This window comes from Streptomyces sp. CA-179760 (assembly GCF_050937045.1).
Taxonomy (GTDB): domain Bacteria; phylum Actinomycetota; class Actinomycetes; order Streptomycetales; family Streptomycetaceae; genus Streptomyces.
The window spans coordinates 7604443-7624650 of the sequence record NZ_JBNJLZ010000001.1 but is presented as its reverse complement, the minus strand read 5'-3'; the positions used below and the strand labels follow the sequence as shown (position 1 = coordinate 7624650).

24 protein-coding genes and 1 pseudogene are annotated in these 20208 nt (G+C 70.4%); 15 read left to right on the top strand and 10 right to left on the bottom strand.

Annotated features, from left to right (window positions below; all coding sequences use genetic code 11):
- Nucleotides 1-113: 113 nt before the first annotated feature.
- The 13 genes from ACQEV8_RS34700 to ACQEV8_RS34640 all read left to right on the top strand — a co-directional run bounded on the left by ACQEV8_RS34700 (nt 114) and on the right by ACQEV8_RS34640 (nt 11629).
- On the top strand, nt 114-1424 hold the full coding sequence (locus ACQEV8_RS34700) for a hypothetical protein (RefSeq protein WP_432968326.1): 1311 nt from the start codon (nt 114-116) through the stop codon (nt 1422-1424).
- An 81-nt stretch (nt 1425-1505) separates the two neighbouring features.
- On the top strand, nt 1506-2078 hold the full coding sequence (locus tag ACQEV8_RS34695; RefSeq protein WP_432968323.1) for a GNAT family N-acetyltransferase: 573 nt from the start codon (nt 1506-1508) through the stop codon (nt 2076-2078).
- A 126-nt stretch (nt 2079-2204) separates the two neighbouring features.
- Nucleotides 2205-2288: a putative leader peptide gene (locus ACQEV8_RS34690; protein WP_310591794.1), complete on the top strand. Its 84-nt coding sequence runs from the start codon at nt 2205-2207 to the stop codon at nt 2286-2288.
- A gap of 138 nt (nt 2289-2426) precedes the next feature.
- Nucleotides 2427-4124 carry a nitrite/sulfite reductase gene (locus ACQEV8_RS34685; RefSeq protein WP_432968319.1) on the top strand — a complete coding sequence of 566 codons (1698 nt, stop codon included), beginning with the start codon at nt 2427-2429 and terminating at the stop codon, nt 4122-4124.
- Nucleotides 4121-4300 (top strand): hypothetical protein, encoded by a 180-nt coding sequence (locus ACQEV8_RS34680; RefSeq protein WP_399021571.1) that lies wholly within the window; start codon nt 4121-4123, stop codon nt 4298-4300. Before ACQEV8_RS34685 ends, ACQEV8_RS34680 begins: the two co-directional genes overlap by 4 nt.
- Entirely contained in the window at nt 4297-5007 is a 711-nt protein-coding gene (locus ACQEV8_RS34675; RefSeq protein WP_432968315.1) for a phosphoadenylyl-sulfate reductase, read from the top strand. Before ACQEV8_RS34680 ends, ACQEV8_RS34675 begins: the two co-directional genes overlap by 4 nt.
- A gap of 23 nt (nt 5008-5030) precedes the next feature.
- On the top strand, nt 5031-5567 hold the full coding sequence (gene cysC / locus ACQEV8_RS34670) for an adenylyl-sulfate kinase (protein ID WP_432968312.1): 537 nt from the start codon (nt 5031-5033) through the stop codon (nt 5565-5567).
- Nucleotides 5564-6499, top strand: coding sequence for a sulfate adenylyltransferase subunit CysD (gene cysD / locus ACQEV8_RS34665; RefSeq protein WP_432968309.1), 936 nt, complete (start codon nt 5564-5566; stop codon nt 6497-6499). Before cysC ends, cysD begins: the two co-directional genes overlap by 4 nt.
- 2 nt (nt 6500-6501) lie before the next feature.
- Nucleotides 6502-7836, top strand: coding sequence for a sulfate adenylyltransferase subunit 1 (locus ACQEV8_RS34660; RefSeq protein WP_432968306.1), 1335 nt, complete (start codon nt 6502-6504; stop codon nt 7834-7836).
- Nucleotides 7837-8058: 222 nt separating this feature from the next.
- Complete coding sequence (locus ACQEV8_RS34655; RefSeq protein ID WP_432968303.1) at nt 8059-9162, top strand: ABC transporter substrate-binding protein; 1104 nt, start codon at nt 8059-8061, stop codon at nt 9160-9162.
- Nucleotides 9163-9198: 36 nt separating this feature from the next.
- Nucleotides 9199-9987 (top strand): ABC transporter ATP-binding protein, encoded by a 789-nt coding sequence (locus tag ACQEV8_RS34650; RefSeq protein ID WP_432968300.1) that lies wholly within the window; start codon nt 9199-9201, stop codon nt 9985-9987.
- Nucleotides 9974-10870, top strand: coding sequence for an ABC transporter permease (locus tag ACQEV8_RS34645; protein WP_432968297.1), 897 nt, complete (start codon nt 9974-9976; stop codon nt 10868-10870). Before ACQEV8_RS34650 ends, ACQEV8_RS34645 begins: the two co-directional genes overlap by 14 nt.
- A gap of 6 nt (nt 10871-10876) precedes the next feature.
- On the top strand, nt 10877-11629 hold the full coding sequence (locus ACQEV8_RS34640) for a sirohydrochlorin chelatase (protein ID WP_432968294.1): 753 nt from the start codon (nt 10877-10879) through the stop codon (nt 11627-11629).
- Between the two features lie 13 nt (nt 11630-11642).
- Here ACQEV8_RS34640 and ACQEV8_RS34635 read toward each other — a convergent pair.
- From ACQEV8_RS34635 to gvpJ, 7 genes and pseudogenes are all read right to left on the bottom strand, one after another.
- Nucleotides 11643-11915 (bottom strand): annotated as a pseudogene (locus ACQEV8_RS34635) (gas vesicle protein K); the annotation flags it as partial.
- Nucleotides 11916-11926: 11 nt separating this feature from the next.
- Nucleotides 11927-12121, bottom strand: coding sequence for a gas vesicle protein (locus ACQEV8_RS34630; protein ID WP_432968291.1), 195 nt, complete (start codon nt 12119-12121; stop codon nt 11927-11929).
- Nucleotides 12118-12945 (bottom strand): GvpL/GvpF family gas vesicle protein, encoded by an 828-nt coding sequence (locus tag ACQEV8_RS34625; protein ID WP_432968288.1) that lies wholly within the window; start codon nt 12943-12945, stop codon nt 12118-12120. Before ACQEV8_RS34625 ends, ACQEV8_RS34630 begins: the two co-directional genes overlap by 4 nt.
- Entirely contained in the window at nt 12942-13304 is a 363-nt protein-coding gene (locus tag ACQEV8_RS34620) for a gas vesicle protein (RefSeq protein ID WP_432968285.1), read from the bottom strand. Before ACQEV8_RS34620 ends, ACQEV8_RS34625 begins: the two co-directional genes overlap by 4 nt.
- Nucleotides 13301-13552 carry a gas vesicle protein GvpG gene (locus tag ACQEV8_RS34615; protein WP_432968282.1) on the bottom strand — a complete coding sequence of 84 codons (252 nt, stop codon included), beginning with the start codon at nt 13550-13552 and terminating at the stop codon, nt 13301-13303. The genes ACQEV8_RS34620 and ACQEV8_RS34615 overlap by 4 nt, the downstream gene beginning before the upstream one ends.
- A gap of 2 nt (nt 13553-13554) precedes the next feature.
- Nucleotides 13555-14274, bottom strand: coding sequence for a GvpL/GvpF family gas vesicle protein (locus ACQEV8_RS34610; protein WP_432968279.1), 720 nt, complete (start codon nt 14272-14274; stop codon nt 13555-13557).
- On the bottom strand, nt 14271-14654 hold the full coding sequence (gene gvpJ, locus ACQEV8_RS34605) for a gas vesicle protein GvpJ (protein WP_432973211.1): 384 nt from the start codon (nt 14652-14654) through the stop codon (nt 14271-14273). Before gvpJ ends, ACQEV8_RS34610 begins: the two co-directional genes overlap by 4 nt.
- Nucleotides 14655-14970: 316 nt before the next feature.
- Between gvpJ and ACQEV8_RS34600 the strand changes: the two genes are divergently transcribed.
- Nucleotides 14971-16230 carry an RNA-guided endonuclease InsQ/TnpB family protein gene (locus tag ACQEV8_RS34600; RefSeq protein ID WP_432968276.1) on the top strand — a complete coding sequence of 420 codons (1260 nt, stop codon included), beginning with the start codon at nt 14971-14973 and terminating at the stop codon, nt 16228-16230.
- Between the two features lie 93 nt (nt 16231-16323).
- Here ACQEV8_RS34600 and ACQEV8_RS34595 read toward each other — a convergent pair whose 3' ends face one another.
- From ACQEV8_RS34595 to ACQEV8_RS34585, 3 genes are all read right to left on the bottom strand, one after another.
- Nucleotides 16324-16620 carry a gas vesicle protein gene (locus ACQEV8_RS34595; protein ID WP_432968273.1) on the bottom strand — a complete coding sequence of 99 codons (297 nt, stop codon included), beginning with the start codon at nt 16618-16620 and terminating at the stop codon, nt 16324-16326.
- Nucleotides 16621-16701: 81 nt separating this feature from the next.
- On the bottom strand, nt 16702-17064 hold the full coding sequence (locus tag ACQEV8_RS34590; RefSeq protein ID WP_432968270.1) for a DUF4440 domain-containing protein: 363 nt from the start codon (nt 17062-17064) through the stop codon (nt 16702-16704).
- Nucleotides 17057-17605 carry a DUF1697 domain-containing protein gene (locus ACQEV8_RS34585; protein ID WP_432968267.1) on the bottom strand — a complete coding sequence of 183 codons (549 nt, stop codon included), beginning with the start codon at nt 17603-17605 and terminating at the stop codon, nt 17057-17059. Before ACQEV8_RS34585 ends, ACQEV8_RS34590 begins: the two co-directional genes overlap by 8 nt.
- Before the next feature lie 316 nt (nt 17606-17921).
- Here ACQEV8_RS34585 and ACQEV8_RS34580 point away from each other — a divergent pair, with 316 nt between their 5' ends.
- The gene (locus tag ACQEV8_RS34580; protein ID WP_432968264.1) at nt 17922-20174 is read left to right on the top strand and encodes an MMPL family transporter; all 2253 of its coding nucleotides are present in this window, start codon (nt 17922-17924) and stop codon (nt 20172-20174) included.
- Nucleotides 20175-20208 lie beyond the last annotated feature (34 nt).

Genomic DNA, 20208 nt, shown 5'->3' with positions numbered 1-20208 from the left:
TTCGTCCGCCACCCCGCTCACCTGCCGTAGCATCCCTCTACGGGCCACCCCACCTGCTCCTCCGTCAACGTACGGATCATCAGGCGCAGTTGGTCCGCCCTCGGGAGGACGTTATGAAGCATCGCGGCAGACACCGGCGGCGCAGGCGGGGCAGGGCGGTACGGGCGACGCTGGCCGGGACGGCTCTCGCGCTCACCGCCGCCGCCACCCTGATCAGCGCTTCGCAGGCCGAGGTCACCGATGCCCCGGGGACGCTGAAGCCGCTCAGTGCGTCGGCCGAGGCCGGGCGGCTGCCGCTGGCCGAGCACCGGGTGCCGGAGCAGTGGCTCGACCGGCTCTCCTCCGAGATGGGCCGCCCCGTCGGCGTCGGCGCGGTACTGGAGAGCGCCGACCGCCCGCTGCGGGACGCGGCCGGCTGTTCGACCGGCGAGAAGCACGCCCTGCCCATAGAACCGGCGGCCACCCGCGCGTACTGCTTCGGCGGCGCCGACACCCGGGGCTGGCGGCCGGGCGCGGTCACCACCTCGGGGGACGCGGACGACGACGGCCGCTGGGGCGAGAACCGTGTGATCCTCTCCGGCTGGACCAGCGCCGCCGAGGGCGGCTCCATGGACGGCCCGGCACCCGAGCAGGGCCTGGCCAAGGTCGCCTTCGTCGACGCGAACGACCCGGACCGGCTCCGCTACACCTGGGCCCTGCTGGCCGTCCCGGTCGACGGCGGGCACGACTACCGGGGACTGGTCTCGCCGCTGTCCGGCATGGTCTGGTACCAGGACAAGCTGCTGGTGACGACCCGCGAGGGCGACCGGGACGCGCTGTACGTGTACGACATGGACCGCATCCAGCGCGCCACCGTCGAGTCCGACGCGGTCGGCCGGGTGCGCGGCGGCTGGGCGGCGCACGGCTACCGCTACGTGCTGCCCGCCGTGGGTTCGTACACCCTGTCCCGCGGTGACGACGACACACGCCCGGCCACCGTCTCCCTGGACCGCAGCACCTCTCCCGACAGTCTGGTCGCGAGCGAATGGGTGCCGGCGGACGGCGACCGGCGCACCCGGCTGTGGCGCTACGCGCTGAGCCGGGACCCCGCCCGGCCCGGTCTGCTCAGCACCGACTCCTCCGGGCACGCGGACCCGGTCAAGGCGTACGAGACGAAGACGACCGATGTGCGGGGCGTGCTGGCGTACCGCTCGGGCTGGTACCTCGACCGTGCGGCGGGCTCACCGGGCGGGCACGGGACGCTGTGGCGCCAGGACACCGACAGCGCCCGGGCGACGGAGTGCGGGACGGACGAGACCCGCCACTGCTGGAGCGGCCGCTCGGGCTCCCTGTCCTACTGGGAGGAGACCGGTGAGGTCTGGTCCCAGTCCGGCCGCATGCTGTTCGCACTGCCCCTGTCCTCGGTCGACCGGGCCCTCGACTAGGGCGCGTCCGGCGGGGTGCCGCCCCTGGCCACGGCACCCGGCGTTCGACAGGCCATCACACCTGATGGTTTCCTGACCCTCATGCCGACCATCGCCGTGACCACCTGGTCCCTGGAGCAGACCGCCCCGACCGACCTGCTGCCGGCCGTCATGCCGGAGGGGGACGTCCGGGTCGTGCGCTCCGAGGTGCCCTCGCCCGAGTTCAGCCGGTTCCTGTACGCGTCGGTGGGCGGCGACATCCGCTGGGCCGACCGGCTGAGCTGGTCGTACGCCCGCTGGCAGGAGCACCTGGAGCGGCCCGGCGTGGAGACCTGGGTGGCCTACGACCGGGGCACGCCCGCCGGGTACGTGGAGCTGGAGGCGCAGGACGACGCGGTCGTGGAGATCGTCTACTTCGGACTGCTGCCGGGCTTCCGGGGCCGGCGCATCGGCGGGCACCTGCTGTCGTACGGCACGGCCCGGGCCTGGGACCTCGCGGACCGCTGGGCGGGACTGACGCCGACGAAGCGGGTCTGGCTGCACACGTGCAGCAAGGACGGCGAGCACGCGATGGACAACTACCGGCGCCGCGGGTTCCAGCTGTTCGACACCAAGGTCGAGGAGGAAGCGGACGTTGCCGCTCCGGGTCCGTGGCCTGGGGCGTTCCCTGTCTGACCTGGTCGGACACCTCGGGGCGACCCGATGTGACCAAGGACACGCATGTCTTGGATTTCGAGACACGAGTGTCCGAATCTTGGACGAAGCTGGACTGTGTCCAGATCGCCGTGACACGCTTCCGTCATGTCTGGAACTGGAATTGCCTTGGTGAGTCGGCGGCACGTCGACCTCGGCCGCATGTCCAGCGCCATCTGTCCGGCGCGCTGAGAGCACCTGAGAGCACTCACGCAGCGCCCGACATCCCCTTCTTGTCTCCTTTCCTGCGCAATGACGCGCCCTATGCCCATGCGCCCGCGCGCGCAGGTCAGAGCCGCTTTCCCGCCTGTCCCGAAGGACGTATCAACCATGGCCGCCACCCCGCAGAAGCCTGCCGCCGCGACTCCCCGCCGCAAGGTGAGCCGTCACCGCGGTGAGGGTCAGTGGGCCGTGGGACACCACACCCCGCTCAACGGCAACGAGCAGTTCAAGAAGGACGACGACGGTCTCAATGTGCGGACACGCATTGAGACGATCTACTCCAAGCGGGGCTTCGACTCGATCGACCCGAACGACCTGCGCGGCCGGATGCGCTGGTGGGGCCTGTACACCCAGCGCCGTCCCGGGATCGACGGCGGCAAGACCGCGATCCTGGAGCCGGAGGAGCTGGACGACGAGTACTTCATGCTGCGTGTCCGCATCGACGGCGGGGCGCTGACCACGCGGCAGCTGCGGGTCATCGGTGAGATCTCGCAGGAGTTCGCGCGCGGCACCGCCGACATCACCGACCGGCAGAACGTCCAGTACCACTGGATCCGGATCGAGGACGTGCCCGAGATCTGGAACCGGCTGGAGGGCGTAGGCCTGTCCACGGTCACCGCCTGTGGCGACACTCCGCGTGTGATGATCGGCTCGCCGGTGGCGGGCATCGCCGAGGACGAGATCATCGACGCCACTCCCGCGCTGGAGGAGATGAAGCGCCGCGTCCTGAACAACCCGGCGTACTCGAACCTCCCCCGCAAGTTCAAGACCGCGATCTCGGGTTCGCCGGTGCTGGACGTGGTGCACGAGATCAACGACGTCGCGTTCGTCGGCGTCCAGCACCCCGAGCACGGCCCGGGCTTCGACGTGTGGGTCGGCGGCGGCCTGTCCACCAACCCCAAGCTGGGCGTGCGGCTGGGCACCTGGGTGTCGATCGACGAGGTCCCGGACGTCTACGAGGGCGTCATCTCGATCTTCCGTGACTACGGCTACCGCCGGCTGCGCACCCGCGCCCGGCTGAAGTTCCTCGTCGCCGACTGGGGCCCCGAGAAGTTCCGGCAGGTGCTGGAGGACGAGTACCTGGAGCGCAAGCTGACCGACGGCCCGGCCCCCGAGCAGCCGTCCCAGCTGTGGCGCGACCACATCGGCGTGCACCGGCAGAACGACGGCCGGTTCTACGTCGGCTTCGCGCCGCGCGTGGGACGCGTCGACGGCGCGACCATCACGAAGATCGCCGACCTCGCCGAGGCCCACGGCTCGGGCCGGGTGCGCACCACCGTCGAGCAGAAGATGATCGTCCTCGATGTCGAGGAGGACAAGGTCGAGTCGCTGGTCGAGGGCCTGGAGGCGCTCGACCTGACCGCCAGGCCCTCCACGTTCCGGCGCGGCACCATGGCCTGCACCGGCATCGAGTTCTGCAAGCTCGCCATCGTCGAGACCAAGCAGCGCGGCTCGCAGCTGATCGACGAGCTGGAGCGCCGGCTGCCGGACTTCGACGAGCCGCTCACCATCAACCTCAACGGCTGCCCGAACGCCTGCGCCCGTATCCAGGTCGCGGACATCGGTCTCAAGGGCCAGCTCATGCTCAACGACCAGGGCGAGCAGGTCGAGGGCTACCAGGTGCACCTCGGCGGCGCGCTGGGCCTCGAGGCGGGCTTCGGCCGCAAGGTGCGCGGCTTGAAGGTCACGTCCGACGAGCTGCCCGACTACATCGAGCGTGTCCTGAAGCGGTTCGAGGCAGAGCGCGCGGACGGCGAGCGGTTCGCCGCCTGGGCCGCCCGGGCCGACGAGGGGGCCCTGTCGTGAGCGAGCGCGCCGCCCCCTTCTACTGCCCGTACTGCGGTGACGAGGACCTGCGTCCCAGCGAAGAGGGGCACGGGGCGTGGGAATGCGCGGCGTGCAGCCGGGCCTTTCAGCTGAAGTTCCTCGGGCTGCTCGCCCAGGGACTGAAGCGATCCGACTCCGGAGGGGCAGAGATATGACGACCACTCAGGAAGAGCGCAGCACCGAGGAACTGAAGGCTCTCGCCGAGCGGGCGGGCCGCGATCTGGAGGACGCCTCCGCGCTGGAGATCCTCCAGTGGGCGGCCGAGACGTTCGGCAAGCGCTTCTGCGTGACCTCCTCCATGGAGGACGCGGTGGTCGCCCACCTCGCCTCCCGTGCGATGCCCGGCGTGGACGTGGTCTTCCTCGACACCGGCTACCACTTCGAGGAGACCATCGGTACCCGTGACGCGGTCGACGCCGTGATGGACGTCAACGTCATCACGCTCACACCGCGCCTGACGGTAGCCGAGCAGGACGCCGAGTACGGCCCGAAGCTGCACGACCGCAACCCCGACCTGTGCTGCGCGATGCGCAAGGTGCAGCCGCTGGAGGAGGGCCTGAAGGACTACCGGGCCTGGGCGACCGGGCTGCGCCGCGACGAGTCCCCGACCCGGGCGAACACCCCGGTGGTCGGCTGGGACGAGAAGCGGCAGAAGGTCAAGATCTCCCCGATCGCCCGCTGGACCCAGGACGACGTGGACGCCTACGTCACCGAGCACGGTGTCCTGACGAACCCGCTGCTGATGGACGGCTACCCCTCCGTCGGCTGCGCCCCCTGCACCCGCCGGGTGCTGGAGGGCGAGGACGCACGCGCCGGCCGCTGGGCGGGCCGCAACAAGACCGAGTGCGGGCTGCACGGATGACGACAACGATTCAGGAGAGCGACGTGACGACCGGAGCCACCGTCTGGCTCACGGGTCTGCCGAGTGCCGGCAAGACCACCATCGCCCACGAGCTGGCCGGCCGGCTGCGCGCCGAGGGCCGACGCGTCGAGGTGCTCGACGGCGACGAGATCCGCGAGTTCCTCTCGGCGGGCCTCGGCTTCAGCCGCGAGGACCGGCACACCAACGTGCAGCGGATCGGCTTCGTCGCCGAACTGCTCGCCCGTAACGGCGTGCTCGCCCTCGTCCCGGTCATCGCTCCCTACCAGGACAGCCGCGAGGCGGTGCGCAAGCGGCACCAGGCGAACGGCACCGCGTACGCGGAGATCCACGTGGCAACACCGGTCGAGGTCTGCAGCGAGCGCGATGTGAAGGGCCTGTACGCCAAGCAGGCGGCGGGCGAGCTCACGGGACTCACCGGGGTCGACGACCCCTACGAGGCGCCCGAGTCGCCCGATCTGCGCATCGAGTCGCAGAACCAGACCGTGCAGGAGTCCGCGGCGTCCGTGCACGCCCTGCTCAGCGAAAGGGGACTGGCATGACGTCCGCCGCCACCGTTTCCGAGGAGACCGACAGCCCCTACGCGCTGTCCCACCTCGACGCCCTCGAGTCCGAGGCGGTGCACATCTTCCGCGAGGTGGCGGGCGAGTTCGAGCGGCCGGTGATCCTCTTCTCCGGCGGCAAGGACTCCATCGTCATGCTGCACCTGGCGCTGAAGGCCTTCCGGCCGGCGTCGGTGCCCTTCTCGCTGCTGCACGTCGACACCGGGCACAACTTCCCCGAGGTCCTCGAGTACCGGGACCGCACGGTCGAGCAGCACGGGCTGCGGCTGCACGTCGCCTCCGTGCAGGACTACATCGACCGGGGTGTGCTCAAGGAGCGCCCGGACGGCACCCGCAACCCGCTGCAGACGCTGCCGCTGACCGAGAAGATCCAGGCGGAGAAGTTCGACGCCGTCTTCGGCGGTGGACGCCGTGACGAGGAGAAGGCCCGGGCCAAGGAGCGGGTGTTCTCCCTGCGGGACGAGTTCTCCCAGTGGGACCCGCGCCGGCAGCGCCCGGAGTTGTGGAACCTGTACAACGGCCGGCACGCCCCCGGTGAGCACGTGCGCGTGTTCCCGCTGTCCAACTGGACCGAGCTGGACGTGTGGCAGTACATCGCCCGCGAGGGCATCGAGCTGCCGCAGATCTACTACGCGCACGAGCGCGAGGTGTTCTCCCGCAGCGGCATGTGGCTGACCGCCGGCGAGTGGGGCGGCCCGAAGGACGACGAGTCCGTGGAGAAGCGCCTGGTGCGCTACCGCACGGTCGGTGACATGTCCTGCACCGGAGCCGTCGACTCCGAGGCCGACACCATCGAGAAGGTGATCGTCGAGATCGCCGCCTCCCGGCTCACCGAGCGCGGCGCCACCCGCGCCGACGACAAGATGTCCGAAGCCGCGATGGAAGACCGCAAGCGCGAGGGGTACTTCTAAAGATGAGCACCATCACGACCGAGGAACTCGCGGAGACCACCCTGCTGCGGTTCGCCACCGCGGGTTCCGTCGACGACGGCAAGTCCACCCTGGTGGGGCGGCTGCTGCACGACTCCAAGTCGGTCCTCACCGACCAGCTGGAGGCCGTGGAGCGCGCTTCGGCGAGCCGGGGCCAGGAGGCGCCGGACCTCGCGCTGCTGACGGACGGCCTGCGGGCCGAGCGGGAGCAGGGCATCACCATCGACGTGGCCTACCGCTACTTCGCCACTCCGCTGCGGCGGTTCATCCTCGCCGACACCCCCGGCCATGTGCAGTACACGCGGAACATGGTCACCGGCGCCTCCACCGCCGAGCTGACGGTCATCCTGGTCGACGCGCGCAACGGCGTCGTCGAGCAGACCCGCCGGCACGCCGCCCTCGCCGCACTGCTGCGCGTCCCGCACGTGGTCCTCGCGGTCAACAAGATGGACCTCGTCGCGTACGAGGAGAAGGTGTTCGCCGCCATCGCCGAGGAGTTCACGGCGTACGCGACCGAGCTGGGCGTCCCCGAGGTCACCGCGATCCCGATCTCGGCGCTCGTCGGGGACAACGTGGTGGAGCCCTCCGCGAACATGGACTGGTACGGCGGCCCGACGGTGCTGGAGCACCTGGAGACGGTGCCGGTCAGCCATGACCTGAGCCACTGCCACGCCCGGCTGCCCGTGCAGTACGTGATCCGGCCGCAGAACTCCGACCACCCGGACTACCGGGGGTACGCGGGCCAGATCGCGGCCGGTTCCTTCCACGTCGGCGAGCAGGTCACGGTACTGCCCTCGGGCCGCACCTCGAAGGTCGCCGGCATCGACCTGCTGGGCGAGCCGGTCGACGTCGCGTGGACCACGCAGTCGGTGACCCTCCTGCTGGAGGACGACATCGACATCTCGCGCGGCGACCTGATCGTGCCCACCAAGGACGCGCCCGCGACCACGCAGGACATCGAGGCGACCGTCTGCCATGTCGCGGACGCCGCTCTGACCGTCGGCCACCGGGTGCTGCTCAAGCACGGCACCCGCACGGTCAAGGCGATCGTCAAGGACATCCCGTCCCGTCTCACGCTCGACGACCTGTCCCTGCACCCGCACCCGGGACAGCTCGTCGCCAACGACATCGGCCGGGTGAAGATCCGTACGGCCGAGCCGCTGCCGGTCGACTCCTACTCGGACTCGCGCCGCACCGGCTCGTTCATCCTGATCGACCCGAACGACGGCCAGACCCTCACCGCGGGCATGGTCGGCGAGTCCTTCGCCGCACCCGAGCCGGTGAAGGACGAGGCCGAGGACGACGGGTGGGACTTCTGACATGAACTCCCCCGACTTCTTCTCCATGTTCGCGAAGGAGGGCGGCCGCGTCGGCAGCGGTGCTCTCGGCAGCGGGCAGGGCGGGGTCGCGCGATGTGTGTGCTGACGTACGCGCACTGCCCGCGCGCCCTCACCCCCCACCGCCGTAGACGAAAACCTGCCGACCTCCCGGCCACGACCTGAGAGACCGTGACCGCCGGGCCTCCGAGAGGAACACCTCCCGTGCCTGCATCATCCGCTCTGCGCCGATCCTTCGCGGTGATAGCCGCGCTCCCCCTGCTGACCCTGGCCGCCTGCGGCTACGGCTCCCAGGCCAAGGACGACGGGAGCGTCAAGGTCGCCGCCGGGGCGAAGAAGATCGACGGTCTCGACAGCGTCAAGATCGGCTACTTCGGCAACCTGACCCACGGAACCGCGCTGGTCGGCATGCAGAAGGGCTTCTTCCAGAAGGCCCTCGGTGCCACCAAGGCCGACCCCGCGATCTTCAACGCCGGTCCGTCCGAGATCGAGGCACTGAACTCGGAGTCCATCGACATCGGCTGGATCGGCCCCTCCCCGGCGATCAACGGCTACACCAAGGCCGCCGGCAAGAACCTGCGGATCATCGGCGGTTCGGCATCGGGCGGCGTGAAGCTGGTCGTCAACCCGGACAAGATCAAGTCGCTGAAGGACGTCAAGGGCAAGCGGATCGCGACCCCGCAGCTCGGCAACACACAGGACGTGGCGTTCCTCAACTGGGCCGCCGAGCAGGGCTGGAAGGTCGACCCGCAGAGCGGCAAGGGTGACGTCACCGTCGTCCGCAGCGACAACAAGGTCACCCCGGACGCCTACAAGTCCGGGTCCGTCGACGGCGCCTGGGTGCCGGAGCCGACCGCGTCGAAGCTGGTCGCCGAGGGCGGCAAGGTCCTGCTCGACGAGTCGTCGCTGTGGCCGGACAAGAAATTCGTGATCACGAACATCATCGTGCGGCAGGACTTCCTCAAGAAGCATCCGAAGGTCGTCGAGGCCGTCCTGAAGGGCTCGGTCGACACCAACAAGTGGATCAACGCCAACCCGGACGCGGCGAAGGCGGCGGCGAACAAGCAGCTGGAGACCGACTCCGGCAAGGCACTGCCCGCCGATGTGCTGGACCCGGCGTGGAAGTCCATCCAGTTCACCGACGACCCGCTGGCCTCCACCCTCAGCACCGAGGCCGAGCACGCCGTGAAGGCGGGGCTGCTGCAGAAGCCGGACCTGAACGGCATCTACGACCTCGCGCCGCTGAACAAGGTCCTCAAGGCCGAGGGCGAGCCCACGATCGACGACGCCGGTCTCGGCGCCAAGTAGCCCGCATCCCGAATGAGTTCCCAGGAGGTGACGACCATGGCCACCACCCTCGCCAAGGCCGCCGACGGCACCGAGGCGGTCACGCACGCCGCCCGGATCGAACACGTCTCCAAGTCGTTCGCGGGCCCCGCCGGGCAGCAGCTCGTCCTGGACGACATCACCCTCGATGTCGCGCCCGGCGAGTTCGTCACCCTCCTGGGGGCCTCGGGCTGCGGCAAGTCCACGCTGCTCAACCTGGTGGCGGGCCTCGACCGGCCCAGCGCCGGCGAGATCACCACGGACGGCCGCCCGGCGCTGATGTTCCAGGAGCACGCGCTGTTCCCGTGGCTGACCGCGGGCAAGAACATCGAACTCGCCCTGAAGCTACGGGGCATCGCGAAGGCCGAGCGCCGCGAGCGGGCCGAGGAGCTGCTCGAACTCGTCCGGCTGAAGGGCGCGTACGGCAAGCGGGTGCACGAGCTGTCGGGCGGTATGCGCCAGCGGGTCGCGCTGGCGCGCGCGCTCGCCCAGGAGAGCAAGCTGCTGCTCATGGACGAGCCGTTCGCGGCGCTGGACGCCATCACGCGGGACGTGCTGCACGACGAGCTGACCCGCATCTGGCGCGAGACGCAGCTGTCCGTCCTGTTCGTCACGCACAACGTGCGCGAGGCGGTCCGGCTCGCCGAGCGCGTGGTGCTGCTGTCCTCCCGTCCGGGCAAGATCGCCCGCGAGTGGACGGTGGACATCCCGCACCCGCGCCGCATCGAGGACACCCAGGTGGCGGAGCTGTCCGTCGAGATCACCGAAGAACTGCGTGGGGAGATCCGCCGTCATGGCCAGCACTGATTCGACGACCGTCGCCAAGGACGGCAGCGATCTCGAGGGCCTAGAGGCGGGCCTCGACGCGCTGGAGTCGAGGCAGACGCACCGTACGCCGTTCCGGCAGACCTTCGTCCAGAAGATCCTGCCGCCCGTCATCGCCGTCGCGCTGGTGCTGGCGGTCTGGCAGGCCCTCGTCTCGTTCAAGGTCGTCACCGATCCGACCAAGCTGCCCGCGCCGTCCGCCGTGTGGGACGTCGTGCACACGGCGTGGCTCCAGGGCGAGCTGCTCGGCTACATCTGGACCAGCGTCTCGCGCGGTCTGCTGGGCTTCTGCTTCGCCCTGCTGATCGGCACGCCGCTGGGCCTGCTGGTGGCCCGGGTGAAGTTCGTCCGCGCCGCCCTCGGCCCGATCCTGTCCGGCCTGCAGTCCCTGCCGTCCGTCGCCTGGGTTCCGCCGGCGGTGATCTGGCTGGGCCTGAACAACTCGATGATGTACGCGGTGATCCTGCTCGGCGCGGTCCCCTCGATCGCCAACGGCCTCGTCTCGGGCGTCGACCAGGTGCCGCCGCTGTTCCTGCGCGCGGGCCGCACGCTCGGCGCCACGGGCCTGAAGGGCACCTGGCACATCGTCCTGCCGGCCGCACTGCCCGGCTATGTGGCCGGTCTGAAGCAGGGCTGGGCGTTCTCCTGGCGCTCCCTGATGGCCGCGGAGATCATCGCGTCCTTCCCCGACCTCGGCGTCGGTCTGGGCCAGTTGCTGGAGAACGGCCGCAACGCCAGCGACATGGCCATGGTGTTCGAGGCCATCCTGCTCATCCTGATCGTCGGTATCGCCATCGACCTGCTCATCTTCAGCCCGCTGGAGCGGTGGGTGCTGCGCCAGCGCGGCCTGCTGGTGAAGAGCTGACGTCCCATGAATCACAAGCCTGTTCTCCTCGTCATCGCACACGGCAGCCGCGACCCGCGGCACGCCGCGACCGTGCACGCCCTGGTACGCCGGGTACGCGTCCTGCGTCCCGACGTACGCGTGGAGACAGGCTTCCTGGACTTCAACGTGCCCTCGGTGCGGGGGGTGCTGGAGTCCCTGGCGGTCCAGGGCGTCCGTGACGTCGTGGCTCTCCCCCTCCTCCTGACCCGGGCGTTCCACGCGAAGGCGGACATCCCGGCGATTCTTGCGGACGCTCCGCCGCAGCTCCGTATCCACCAGGCGGAGGTTCTGGGCCCGTCCCCGCTGCTGCTGGCAGCCCTGGAACGGCGCCTGTACGAGGCGGGCCTCACCCCCGCCGACAAGTCCTCGACCGGGGTCGTGCTGGCCTCGGCGGGGTCCACCGACCCGGAGGCGATCGCAGTGATCGCAGAAATCGCGCGGGAGTGGCGGCACACCGGCTGGTGCGCCGTGCGGCCTGCGTTCGCCTCCGCTGGTTCTCCCGCGGGGTTCCCCTCCACCGAGGACGCGGTCCGCGAACTCCGTGCCCTGGGCTGCTCCCGGGTGGCTGTCGCCCCCTACGTCCTCGCCCCCGGCCGCCTCCCGGACCGCATCGCCCGGGGCGCGGCGGAGGCGGACGTCCTGGCCGATGTGCTGGGACCGGCGCTGGAGGTGGCGCGGGTGGTGCTGGAGCGGTACGAGGCGGCTCGGGCGCCGATGCTGACCGCCGTGAGCGCCTGACGGGGTTAAGCCGTCACCGGTGTGGTGGCAGCAGGGTGCCCAGCGGCCCCAGGTCCAGGTTGAGGTCCTCCGGAGTGAGGTCGTAGCGCGCGCAGAGTTCTCGCATGCGGTCGTCGAGGAGCATCAGGGTCAGGCCGACGCGTTCCTCCTGTTCCTCCGTGAGGTCCCCGATGTCGACGCGGTGCAGGGCCTGGCGTTCCATGAGCTGGCGGAGGAGTTCGACGACCGTCAGGACGAGTTTGACCAGGTCGCGTTCGACCGCGTCGGGGTCGGCGGTCAGACGGCGGGTGGCCGGGGTCATGGTGCCTCGCTGATCTGGGAGAGTGCCGACGCGGCCACGGGGGCGATGACCGCCCGCAGGTCGATGCGGACCAGGTCGACGTCCGCGATGGACAGGACGAGGTCGCCGGTGACGACGACACCGCCCTGCAGGAGCCGGTCGAGGAGGTCGATGAGGGCGACGGGGCGTTCGGCGTAGGGGGCGACGGTCACGCGGCGGACTCCGACTGCGGCTCCGGCTGGAGGGCGAAGGAGTAGGGCGCCCAGGGGCCGGTCACCTCCACGCGGAGTCCGGGGACGCCGTCGGCGGCCGCGAGTATGCCGGTGCGGAAGGCGTCGACGCGGTCGGCGCGGACGAGGTAGGCGTCGTTGCCGACGTTGGTGCCCGGGCCGGAGCCCGCGAGGCTGCCGCGTTGCGGGCTGTGTGTTACGCGGTCCACGGCGAGGGCGCGGGCCGTCTCGGTGAGGTGTGCGGCGGCCTGGGCGACCGTGCGCCAGGCCTCCTCGTTGCGGCGTTGTCTGCGGCGGCGGATCGACAGATAGGCGCGGCCGGCTCCGAGGCCGGTGGGCTGTTCCCGCGCGGCGTCGGTGTCCGCCTCGGGCGGGATGATGTCAGGCGTGGCGTAGAGCTTGACGCCGAGTTCCACATGGCCGGTGAGGCGCTCCAGCAGGGACAGGAAGTAGTCGCGGCGGGTGTCGAGGGCCTGCCGGGCGCTGTCCTCGTCGTGGTAGACGGTGGCCAGGCGCAGGGGCAGTACGGCGGCGCCGCAGCCGACCAGTGCGGCCACCACGGCGTGGTGGGAGCGGACCGTGGACTCCAGCCAGTCCAGGTCGTCGAGGTGGGCCGCCAGGGGTGCCTCGGCGTAGTCGGCGGCCGGGACGTGTCCGACGGCGAAGGCGAGCCGGTGCGTGCCGGCCGCCGGGGCGACCAGGTGGACCGGTTCTCCGGCGACCCCGCGCAGATGCGTCACCGCGGCGGTGGCCTCGGGGGTGGGGCGCAGGACGGCGTACGTGTACACGAGGTTCGGGTCGGTCATGGCTCCGGGCTCCTCTCGGCCGCTTTGAGTGCGGCGATCTCGGCACGCAGTCGTTCGTTCTCGTCGGCGAGGGACCGCTCGGGGCGGGCGGCCCGGGAGGAGAGGGAGGGGTCGTGTTCCCACCAGTCGATGCCCATCTCCTTGGCCTTGTCGACTGAGGCGACGAGCAGGCGCAGCTTGATGGTGAGCAGTTCGATGTCGAGCAGGTTGATCCGGATGTCGCCGGCGATGACCACGCCCTTGTCGAGGACCCGTTCGAGGATGTCGGCGAGGTTGGCGGTCTGGGCGCCGGGCGCCTGGCCGTAGGGGGAGGGAAAGCGGGGCGGTCCGGTGAGTCCGCCTGCTGCCGGGTGGCTCATGGTCGGGGGCCTTGTCTTCGGGCGTTGATCTCGTCGAGCCGGTCGAGCAGTTCGTCCTCGCGGCGGTCGTACTCGGCCTCGTCGATCCGTCCCTCCAGCAGGGCGCGTTCCAGGTCGACGAGGGCCTGTCGGACGGGCGCGGGATCGTAGTACTGCGCCTCGGCGGCGGCCTGGAGCTGCTCGGCGGCCCAGAGGGTGGTGCGCAGGGGCGCGAGCGGGAGGGTGAGGATGCCGGTGAGCAGGCCCATGGTCAGGCGGCGAAACTGTAGGGGGGCAGCGGGCCGCGCAACCGGAAGTCGTAGGCGTCGCCGTAGTCGTGGGCCAGTCCCTGGCCGGCCGCGGTGAACTCGTCGGCGCGGGCGCGTTCGACGAGGAAGGACACGTTGAGGAAGTCGTCCTTGGACGGGTCGGCCACGACGCTGGCCCGGGCGAGCCCGGACAGTCGCCCGACGATCTCTTCGGCCTGCCGCCGCTGCCGGGCCTCGACCTGCCGGGCCACGAGTTCGCCGAGGGCGAGGCGGTCCTCGTAGGCGCCGCTGCCCTCGCGGGTGTGCCGGTTGAGCCGGCGGGCCTCCTCGGACTCGTCGAGCACCTCGCGCAGCAGGTCGTCCTGGTCCCGGGCGGCCTTGAGGTTGAACTCGGCGGTGCCGTCCAGTTCGCCGAGCCTTCGGGCGTACTCCTCGCCCTTGTGCTCCAGGGCGGTCTTGACGGCGGTGTCGTCGGGGGCGAGCAGGCCGAACCGCATGGGGAGGACCGACCCGTCGACCATCAGGCGTTCCTGGAGTTCCTGGTGGGCGGCGAGGTCACGGCGTTTGGGGCGCAGGTCCGGTGGCGCGGCGCTGACCACGGCGGCGAGCGGGCCGTGGACGAGCACCCGCGGGGACTCCTCGGTCCCGCCGACGGTACGCAGGCCGTCGAGCCGCAGGGGGTGCTCGGAGCGGGTGACGGCGTAGACGTAGACGCCGCTCACCGCTCCTCCTCGCGGTCCTTGTCGTCGCGGTCGAAGATGTCCCCGATCGCGTCGATGGCCCCGCCGATCGCGCCGCCGGCCTTGCCCCGGGCGCCGCTCTCGACGAGGTTGCCGACGATGTCGGTGAGCTTGTCCGGCGCCTTGCGGCCGGCCTCCAGGTCGAGGCGGTTGCAGGCCTCGGCGAAGCGGAGGTAGGTGTCGACGCTGGCGATGACGATCCGAATGTCGATCTTCAGGATCTCGATGCCGACCAGTGAGACCCGGACGAACACGTCGATGACGAGCCCGCGGTCCAGGATCAGTTCGAGGATGTCGAAGAGTCCGGCGGAACCCGAACCGCTGGAAGTGGCGGCGGGTTGCATCCCGCCGGACTGCGTCATGACGGTCACGTGGGCGATTCCTCTCGCGAGAGTCCGTTCTCGTGCCGCCCGTAGGTACGGGGGTGGTGGCGGGGATGTTCACCTGTTTCTTGCGTGGATGCCCCAGCGTTCACGCCGGGGAGGAATTCGCATCCGGTTGTTGCGACGCGGAGCATCGCCGTGTCCCGTTCGGAGTCGCGGAGCGCCCGGAGCGCTGTCCGATGTTTTTATGGCGATACGAACGCGTGTGCCCGTTGTCGCTGGTCGGGGTGGTGGTTGCGCGATCGGGGTACGTACGTGCGGTGGTCGTACCTATGCTCCCTTGGAGGGGTTCGGGATGCCAGGTCGTCCGGGCCGGGTGACCGTGGGGGGCGAGGTGGCGCACGTGGGGGTGGCTGTGGTGGCGGGGCATGCCCGCTATACCTACCGGTTGCGTGTGTCGTCCGCCGCCCGTGCGGCCCTGGTGGCGGAGTGGGGTCGGTGCCGGTGGGTGTGGAACGAGTGTGTCGCCAAGTCCAGGGCCGTGTTTCTGCACAACAAGGCGAGTGGGAAGAAGCAGACGTGCGGCCCGGCGCAGCTCGACAGGATGCTGACCGCGGCCCGGAAGGCGATTCCGTGGCTGGGTGAAGGTTCGTCGGTTGTCCAGCAGCAGGTCATCCGCGACTTCGGCCGCTCCCGCGCCAAGGCGCACAAGGACATCACAGAGCGCCTGCCCCTGGCGTGCCGGGCCGGGATGCCCACGCACAAGAAGAAGCGTGAGGCACTGCCGACCCTGAACTACACGCGGCGCGGGTTCCGACTGAAGGACGGTCGGCTACACCTAGCGGGCGGAATCGTCGTGAGGGTGGTGTGGTCGCGGGAGCTGCCGGCTGAGCCGTCCTCGGTGCGCGTGTACCAGGACAGCCTCGGACACTGGTACGGCTCCTTCGTCGTCCCCGCCGAGGTACAACCGCTGCCTCCGACCGGCCGTGTCCTCGGTATCGACTGGGGTGTGAAGCAGACCGCGACCACCACCTCCGACGCGCACGACCTGCCCCACGCCGCGCACGGCAGGAAGGCTCAGCAGAAGCTGACCGGGTACGACCGGATGATGGCCCGCCGCAAGCCCAAGAAAGGGCAGCCGGCGTCGAGGGGCTACCGCGAGGCGAAGAAGCTGCGGGCGAAGGCGTACAAGAAAGTCGCCAGGCAGCGTGCGGACACCGGCCGCAAGTGGGCCAAGAAGGTGGTCCGCGACCACGACGCCGTCGCTGTCGAGGACTTCCGACCGAAGTTCCTCGCCAAATCCACCATGGCCCGCAAGGCCGCGGACGCCGCCATCGGCGCCACCAAGGCCGCTCTGCTCGAGATGGGCCGCAAACACGGGCGGGACATCCGCCTGATCCACCCCGCGCACACCACGATGGACTGCGCGCAGTGCATGACGAGAGCCAAGCACGCACTGCCGCTGGGTGAGCGCACCTACACCTGCACCACATGCGGGACCGAGTCCCCACGGGACAAGAACTCCGCACGCGTGATGCTCCACCGGGCTGGTCTCAACCCGGCTGGTGCCGAGGGCGCAAGACCTCCTGGAGCGCAGCTCCAGGAGGCAGCCTGAGCCAGAAATCCCCTCCCTTCGCGGAGGGGAGGATTCAAGTGAACACCAAAAGACTTGCGCGACGAGGGGGAGTCGACAGGACCCGGGTTGGTTCTAGCGCCCACGGTCGAGCTGGCCTCGGGCGTAGCGGCGCACCCGCTCGTAGCCGAGGAGGTGGCCCTGCGGGTCGAGGGTGACCCGGTAGGTCGCCATGATGGTCATGGTGTCGGGGACCCGCTCCAGCTCCACGACCTCCACGTCCGCCGTCCAGCCGTCGGGCGTCGGCCGGAGGGCGGAGACGGAGTCGGGGGTCGTGCCGAGCAGTTCGGCGAGCTGGGCCGCCGCGCCGCGCATGGCCTGGACGGCCGTCGTACGACCGGATGGAGTCGTCGGGTGATCGGTGCTCGTCATGGCCCTACCGTGCCAAGCCCCCGGGCCGCGTGGGGGCGATTCGGCCAAACGTCCGAGGCGGCCGCCAGGTCACGCTGCCCGTCAGCTGAACGGAGTCGCCTGGTGGAAGTAGAGCAGCCACCCGGCCTCCGTCCGCCGCCACAGCGAGCTGCGGTGCGCGTGTCTGCCGTCGCACTCGGTGTCGAAGGTGAGATGGACGAGGTCGGGGGCCAGCTGTACGCCGCGCATCCGGCTGGTGACGACCGGCGGGGAACCGAGGTCGGTGTTCTCAGCCAGGGAGGCGATGACGGCGGCCCGGTCCCAGTGCCGCCCGGAGGCGCCGAACTCGTGGAAGTCGGGGTGCAGCAGCGCCCCGGCCAGTTCGGGTGAGCGGCGGACTTCCGGGGTGAGCAGGGCCAGCTCGCCCTCGATGGCGGCCCGGACGTCCGGGGTGTGTTCAGGCATCGGTCATCTCCACCAGCTTGACGACGGTGTTCCAGTTGCGGCTCGTGGCGATCACGCCCTTGTTGATGCGGGGCCTCGAGAGGTGTTCGGCCAGCTTGGATCGGCCGAGGCCGTTCGGGGCGTACAGGTACAGGGCGCGGTCGCCGAGGCGGAATTCCTCGGGGAGGTAGGCGGGCTGGTCGATCTCCGCGAAGCGGTCGGGGGCCACGGGCGCGGAGAAGTAGGTGACGTGGAGCTGCTTGGCCTCCAGCTCGGCGGCCGGGAAGGGGCACGCGTCGGCGATCGCCTTGAGATAGGCGTGGTCGCGCACGATCACGTCGACGCCGAAGCCGAAGTGCCGCTCGATGGCCTGCGCGATCCCGGCCGCCAGCGACCGCTCGTCGCCGTGACCGGAGGTGAACACCGCCTGGCCGCTCTGCAGATACGTGCGCACGCCCTCATGGCCGAGGTTCTCCAGGAGTGTGCGCAGGTCCGCCATCGGGACCTTCCTGCTGCCGCCCACGTTGATTCCGCGCAGCAGTGCCGCGTACGTCGTCGTCATCCGCACACAATAGGACGGCCGTCGTGCCCCGTGGGGGCGGGCACGAGGGCCGTCGGCGGGCGGCTGCCCGGCCCCGTAAATTACTCATCGGTCACCGCGGGGCACAACCATCTGCTCAGGATCCACACAGTGTGTGTAAGGGGCCACGGTCCCTCGCGGTCATCCCCAGTGGGGAGAAGGCCAGGTCCATGGGGATGAGTTCCGGCCGCGCCACTTCACCGGGCAGCACGAGGTGATGGTTTTATCCGGCCCATACCTTCGAAACGAAAGGGGGCGGCAGGGGGCCGCCACCGCTGCACGAGGGGGCGAGCCCGTCATGGGGAACGGAGATACACGGGTGCGGGGCCTGGCCGCCCGGGCCGGCGGCTGGAGCGCCCGGCACCGATGGGCCGCCGTCGGCATCTGGGTGCTGTTCGTCTTCCTGGCGATGGGGCTCGGTTCGGCGGCGGGCCGGGTCGACGTCAAGGACAGCGACCAGCTGAAGGGGGAGACGCACACCGCCGCGCGGATCATCGAGGACGCCGGGATCGACGAGCCGGCCGGTGAGAGCGTCCTGATCCAGGCCAGGGGTGGTGGTCTCAAGGCCACGGACGCCGGGTTCAGGAGCGCCGTGACCGACGTGGTCGAGGCCGTCGAGGGGACCGGCGAGGTCACCGACGTGACCTCGCCGTACGACACGAAGACGATCTCGAAGGACGGGCGCAGCGCGCTCGTGCAGTTCGACATGCGCGGCGCGGCGGACACCGCCGGCGAGCGGGTCGAGCCGGTGCTGAAGGCCGTCGAGGGCGTCCAGAAGGACCACGCGTCGCTGCGGATCGAGGAGATCGGCGGCGCCAGCATGATGAAGACGTTCGACGACGCGTTCGGGGACGACTTCAAGAAGGCCGAGTACTCCGCGGTACCGGTGGCCCTCGGCATTCTGCTGATCGCCTTCGGCGCATTGGTGGCGGCGCTGCTGCCGGTGGCGCTGGCGGTCACCGCGATCATGGCGACGATGGGGCTGATGGGCCTCGTCAGCCACCTCCAGCCGATGAGCGACACCGCCAACTCCGTGATGCTGCTGGTCGGCATGGCGGTCGGCGTCGACTACTGCCTGTTCTATCTGCGCCGGGAGCGCGAGGAGCGCGAGGCCGGCCATGACGCGCGGACCGCTCTCCGGATCGCCGCCGCGACCAGTGGCCGCGCGATCGTCGTCTCCGGTGTCACGGTCTGCGTGGCCATGGCGGGCATGCTGTTCACCGGGCTCGCCGAGTTCGAGGCGATGGGTCTGGCCTCGCTGATGGTGGTGGCCGTGGCCATGGTGGGGTCCGTGACGGTGCTGCCCGCGCTGCTGTCGCTGCTGGGCGAGCGGGTGGAGAAGGGCCGCATTCCGTTCCTGCGCCGGCGCGAGCGGGGCGGCAGCCAGGACAGCCGGTTCTGGACGGCCGTGCTGCGGCGCGTCCTCGCCCGGCCCGTGATCGCCGCGGCGGTGGCGGCCGGTGCGCTGCTGGCCATCACGGCTCCCGCGCTCGGCATGAAGACACAGCAGTTCACGCTGGACCAGGAGTTCGGCGACTCGCTGCCGATCGTGCAGACGTACAACCGGCTCAACGAGGCCTTCCCGGGCGGCTCGGAGCCGGCCGAGGTGGTCGTCAAGGCCGACGACATCAACGCGCCTGAGGTGAAGTCCGCGCTCGCCGACTTCCGCGACCGGGCGATCAGTTCGGGCGCCTCGCGCGGCCCGGTGGAGATCAAGCCGCACGACGCGCAGGACGTCGCGTTCGTCTACGTCCCGCTGGTCGGCGGCTCCGACCAGGACAAGGCGGGCGAGAGCCTGGACAAGCTGCGTGACGAGGTGCGCCCGGCCACGCTCGGCAGGGTCGACGGCGTCGAGGCGCCGATCACCGGGCAGATCGCGGGGTCGAAGGACTTCAACGACCAGCTGGCCGGAGCCGTCGTCCCGGTCTTCGCGTTCGTCGTGGTCTTCGCCTTCGCGCTGATGCTGCTGTCGTTCCGCTCGCTGACGATCGCACTCACGTCGATCGTGCTGAACCTGCTGTCGGTGGGCGCGGCCTACGGCATCCTCGTCGGGGTCTTCCAGCACGGCTGGGGCGCGTCCCTCGTGGGCGCGGAGGGCGTCGGCGCGATCATCACCTGGCTGCCGCTGTTCCTGTTCGTGATCCTGTTCGGCCTGTCGATGGACTACCACGTGTTCGTGGTCTCCCGGATACGGGAGGCACGGCTGCGGGGTCTGGCGACGAAGGACGCGATCCGGCACGGCGTGGTCACCACGGCCGGGGTCGTCACCAGTGCCGCGGTCATCATGGTCGCCGTGTTCGCGATCTTCGGGACGCTGTCCATGCAGTCCATGAAGCAGATGGGCGTCGGGCTCGCGGCGGCGGTGCTCATCGACGCGACGATCATCCGGGGTGTGCTGCTGCCGGCGGTGATGGCGCTGCTCGGGGAGCGCAACTGGTATCTGCCGAAGTGGCTGCACCGGCTGCCGGACCTCACGCACGACGAGGCGCCGCGGGCGGTCGTCCCCGGACCGGCGGCGCGGGACGACGAGGGCGAGCCCCTCAAGGTCTGATCCCCGCCGCTGTTCGAGAGGGGCTGTTGCCGGA